Origin of the sequence: Pantoea sp. ME81 (genome assembly GCF_903970985.1) — a bacterium.
GTDB lineage: Bacteria > Pseudomonadota > Gammaproteobacteria > Enterobacterales > Enterobacteriaceae > Pantoea > Pantoea communis.
Window position 1 is genome coordinate 1 of sequence record NZ_CAJCKS010000264.1, and the last position, 4,850, is coordinate 4,850.

Genomic DNA, 4,850 nt, shown 5'->3' on the forward strand with positions numbered 1-4,850 from the left:
CACCGACACTTACACCAGGCCGTACACTCTTTCCCTACACGACGCGCTTCAGATCTATCTGACAGCACCTGCTGAGCCGGGCGCGCCGTGTTCAGCAGATAGTCGGCGGCTTTTTCTGACTGGTTGTTGTCCATCCCCATTTTTCCTGCAACTGTCAGCGTATTAAGAGCGGTGCTGTCTGAGGACAGAATACTGTCTAACGCTGATTTTCCTTCAGGGGAAGCGTTATGCATCATGCTGGTAACAAGCTGATCGCGTTACTGAAGATACTTTTCATGTAAATTACTGATCTTTTGCCATTCTTTTTTCTCCTGCTCAGTGTCTTTGAGCAGGACGATATCTCTGACTGAAACTGCCATGTTATTAACAGCAGCACGCATGTTCAGGACAAGCGTAAGGCGCCTCATTTTGTAGTTTACAGTATCTTCCATGCCTTGCCGGGACTCACTGAGCGCGTGCAGAGACAGGCCGGTGCAGATTAAAAAACAGATAACCAAAAGGCCGTAGCCTGAGAAAAGGCGAACTGATATTTTCATTTTTTTTCAAAGTGGACGTGAGAACAACTCCTTTATCGGCCTGTAGCCAGATACTAATAGCTTTGATGAGTTACGAACTTTTACTGCCTCTTTCAGCACAGTTGCTTGTTTGCGAGGCCGTCTGATTACCGCCAGGGCTCGGCATATAATAAGGGAACGCTTAGCCACCCTTTATGACGGCGTTCATGAAACACAGCCGGCAGCCGAAGATATGATGTACAAATCCATTAATTGCGGAACATAACAAATGGCCAGAGCCCTGCCCCCGATCTACCTTCCGGTTTCTCCTCCCTGCCTGACAGAAAAGCTCCGCGAGATCGCTGACCTGCTGGAGCAACGCAGCCCCTTAATGTCAACGCCAAGATTACTGACCGTTTTTCGCCATTTTCATTGTCCGCTGTTGGTCATTAACGCTGTCCGCTTTCCACCATTTCATCATCACTGATTGGCGTTGCGCTTTTTGCCAGTACCTCGGCCTTGCGTTTCTCTTTCAACCGGTAGCTTTCTCCTTTTATGTTCAGCGTCGTTAAGTGGTGCAGCAGACGGTCCAGGATCGCCGTCGCCAGCACGTTATCTCCGAACATCTCGCCCCAGTCAGCGAACCCTTTGTTTGACGTCAGAACGATGCTAGCTTTTTCATACCTACGGTTCAGCAACCTGAAGAACAGACTGGCCTCCTCACGGTTCATTGGCAGATAACCTATCTCATCCAGGATAGTGTCCGCGCATAACTCAGCTGCTGCAGCTGTCGTTCCAGTCGGTTTTCCTGCTTCGCCTTTATCAGCGTGGCAACCAGCCTGTCCAGCGGCATGAGCAGCACCCGGTGGCCCGCATCCGCGGCTTTTACTCCCAGCGCGACCGCCAGATGCGTTTTCCCCACGCCCGGCGGGCCCAGCAGGATCACGTTTTCACTGCGCTCCACGAACGCCAGACCTGCAAGCTCACGGACGACCTTTCGGTCTATGCCCGGCTGGAAGCTGAAGTCGAACTGCTCCAGCGTTTTCACCCACGGCAAGCGCGCCTGCTTTAGCCGGGATTCCATTCCCCGCTGGTGCCGTACGCTCCATTCCTGCTGCAGCGCCATACACAGGAACTCCCGGTAGTTCAGTTCCTTCTTACTGCCTGCTCAAGCAGATTTTCAACATGATAGCTCAGGTGTTCCATTTTCAGCCGGTTCAGCAGTGTTTCCAGTTCGTACATCACAGCAGCTCCTCATACGCGCTCAGGGGCCGGTGCTCAACCTGACTGACCTGTTGCCACAGCGGAGCATGGTGCTCTGGCACTGTCTGCCAGCCCATTGAAGCCCCGCTGAGCCGGTGGGTCGCGGCCAGATTTTCGTTGCTGTAGATCCGTAGCTCGTTATCCAGCGAGATCCAGATCGAGACCGGATGGCCACACAGCGACTCGGGCACGCTGTAGCGGTTGCCGCCAACCTCGATGTAGCCATCCCATGACACATGCCGGATATTGAAGTAGCTGGTATCGAAGTCGGTTGCCGGCAGCGGCTGCAGATGCGTTTGTTCGACAACGAAGCGCTGCGCAGGCGTCTCCTGGAACTGGCGAAGATCGCGCCTGTTAGCTACATCTGCCATCCACTGTTCCAGGAGCTGATTGACGTGGGTAAAGCTGTCGAACCTCCGGTAGCGGACAAAGAAATTTTCCTTGAGGTATTTCACCATCCGCTCAACCTTACCTTTGGTACGGGCCCGGCGAGGGCGGCACGCCCACGGCAGGAAGCCATAGTGGTCGGCAAGCAGCAGGAAGCCGGCGTTGAACACCACGTTGCCGTTACTGTTTTTCAGCACGGCGGCTTTCTGGTTATCGACAAGCACGGTTTTCACGCTGCCGCCAAAATAACGGAAGGCGCGCACCAGCGACTCGTAGGTGTGTTCAGCGTCCTGTTTTGGCGCGGCAAAGACGTGGAAGCGGCGGGAGAAACCCAGCGTATTGACGGCGAAGTTCACCTTGCATCGCTGCCCGGCAACGTCGACTTCCACTTCTCCCCAGTCGTGCTGCAGCTGGTAACCGGGCTGAGTTTCGAAGCGCACAGTTTTCTTTGAGGGCCGCATTTTACGTTTAGGCTGGATGTAATAGCGCAGCATAGAGCGCCCGCCGGTATACCCCATCGTCCTAATTTCGGCGAGAATGACCTCGCTGTTCCAGACGTGTTCCGCCAGCCGCATGTCGATGTAATCCATGAACGGCTTGAGTTTTGCCATTTTATGGCGTGTTTTACGGGCCGGGGGCTCAGGGTATTTGAGATATCGCCTGACGGTTCTTTCGGAACATCCGACCTGTGTTGCGATATCGACAATGTAGGCACCCTGTTGGCGCATTTGCTTTATCATGAAAAAGTCCTCTCTGCTCAGCATGCTGGAATCCTTTTCGGTGTGGGAACCTTAAGGAAACCGCATGACGGGTAGAGCGGACAACCCGAATGGTGAATTAATGTCTTATATCACTGGCGCTGACACCTTAATCCGTGCAGCGGAGCGGCACTACACCTCCAGCAGCCACGGTGAGCCGGTAACTGTTATTCACATTGAGGTACGGGAGGAATCTGAGTGAGGTTTTTAAACAACGACAGCGAGGGTTAATTCTGCTGACTAACCGTTTATGGCAGCAGTCAAAGCAACCAGAGTATCGAACAAGTGCTTTTATCTGACCGGCTGCTTTGAGCTGTGAGTTCAACGGGTCGATGCAACGCTATCCTTGATCAAGGGGGGCGTTGCCATGAAACGAAGAACTCGCATTTATTACACGCCAGAACAAAAGGCGATTATCTGGGACAGATACAAGCAAGGTGATTCCCTGCATGATATCGCTAGAATGTTCGACAGATTTCACTCTTCTATTATGCCTACAATCCACCAGACAGGTGGCTACCGTCCTCCCGTGCGAAAGCGGCACCGGTTAGCACTTTCGCTTGATGAAAGAGAGGAGATATCCAGAGGACTCGTAGCAAAAAGAAGCATCAGGTACATCGCTGACAAATTATAAAGAGCCCCATCAACGACTAGCTGCGAGATCGAGAGGCACGGAGGTGCAAAACAATACCGGGCAGCAAAAGCGGATACTGCTGCGTGGAAAAGTGCTCTGAGACCAAAACCTTGTAAGCTTATTGAAAGCCCTACGTTGTGAAAATCATTGCAGAAAAGATGCATCAGGACTGGTCGCCGGAACAAATCGCCGGTTGGCTGAAACGCTGTTATCCAGATGATCAGGAAATGCATATGTCACATGAAACGATTTATAAAACACTTTTTATACGAACCCGGGGAGCATTAAAAAAAACTGCAGCAATGTCTCAGAAGCGGTAGAGCGGTGCGTAGGTCCCGAACGTCATTACTTAAAGGCATAGGATTAGGGAAAATCCCGAATGCGATACCTGTCAGCGAAAGGCCACCGCAAGCCGCAGACAGAGCCATATCTGGTTACTGGGAAGGTTATTTGATACAGGGCTCGAAAAACTCCTTTATCGTCACCCTCGTTGAACGCTATTCCCGCTTTGTTATGCTGGCCTAAAGCAGGGATAACAAACCATAACTGTTATATCTGCACTCATCAAACAAGCGCGGGAATTACCTGTTGAGCTTTATAAAACACTAAATGGGATCGAGGCGCTGAAATGACCAGCCACACTCGGTTTACTATAGCGATAGACATACAGATTTATTTCTGTAATCCTCAATCTCCCTGGAAACGTGGCTCAAATGAAAATACGAACAGGCTACTCAGACAATATTTTCCAAAAGGAACTGACTTATCGGTTCACAGTCAGCAAAGACTTAACTGTGTTGCCAGACAACTAAATGAAAGACCGAGAAAAACGCTAGACTATGAATCACCCGCAGAGCGGTTTAATAAGTGTGTTGCATCCATCGGTTGAACTCACACCAATAGGCAGACGCAGTGATGACATGACCTTTTAGTGTTATGATTAATCATCGTAATATTTTTAGATCTGTTGACAGCACTTATTAGTTAAGCAATTATTCAAAAAAAATCCTGTAGATACTAACTTCATGAGTGAAATTATCCAAATTTTGCAGCTTTTTCTGAATTGGCCTGCCGCTTCTATTATCGGTATGACCTGCCCCCAGGATTAGATACAACCTTCAGTTAGTAATGTCAGTTGGTTTTTCTTCATATTTCCCGTTTCGCCAGCCCGCTGCAAATTCAGCCGGCGTCAGGTAATTCAGTGATGAATGTGGTCGACACTCGTTATAATCCTGCCGCCAGTCATTAATGATTTCCCGGGCATGTAGAATATCGCTGAACCAGTGCTCATTCAGGCATTCATCCCGAAAGCGG

4 protein-coding genes and 2 pseudogenes are annotated in these 4,850 nt (G+C 50.5%); 2 read left to right on the plus strand and 4 right to left on the minus strand.

The window, feature by feature from the left end; all coding sequences use genetic code 11:
- Nucleotides 1–257 precede the first annotated feature (257 nt).
- From H7A81_RS25745 to istA, 3 genes and pseudogenes are all read right to left on the minus strand, one after another.
- Nucleotides 258–536, minus strand: a complete 279-nt coding sequence (locus tag H7A81_RS25745) for an MCP four helix bundle domain-containing protein (protein WP_182059158.1) — start codon at nt 534–536, stop codon at nt 258–260.
- A gap of 407 nt (nt 537–943) precedes the next feature.
- Nucleotides 944–1,736, minus strand: a pseudogene (istB, locus tag H7A81_RS25750) (IS21-like element helper ATPase IstB).
- Nucleotides 1,736–2,908 carry an IS21 family transposase gene (gene istA / locus H7A81_RS25755; RefSeq protein ID WP_182059159.1) on the minus strand — a complete coding sequence of 391 codons (1,173 nt, stop codon included), beginning with the start codon at nt 2,906–2,908 and terminating at the stop codon, nt 1,736–1,738. Before istA ends, istB begins: the two are co-directional and overlap by 1 nt.
- A gap of 40 nt (nt 2,909–2,948) precedes the next feature.
- Here istA and H7A81_RS25760 point away from each other — a divergent pair, with 40 nt between their 5' ends.
- Together H7A81_RS25760 and H7A81_RS25765 are read left to right on the plus strand one after the other, a co-directional pair.
- Nucleotides 2,949–3,104, plus strand: coding sequence for a hypothetical protein (locus tag H7A81_RS25760; protein ID WP_182059160.1), 156 nt, complete (start codon nt 2,949–2,951; stop codon nt 3,102–3,104).
- Between the two features lie 165 nt (nt 3,105–3,269).
- Nucleotides 3,270–4,425: pseudogene (locus tag H7A81_RS25765) on the plus strand (IS30 family transposase).
- Between the two features lie 229 nt (nt 4,426–4,654).
- Here H7A81_RS25765 and H7A81_RS25770 read toward each other — a convergent pair.
- Nucleotides 4,655–4,850 (minus strand): integrase core domain-containing protein (locus H7A81_RS25770; protein ID WP_182059161.1); only part of this gene is annotated, 196 nt, incomplete at its 5' end.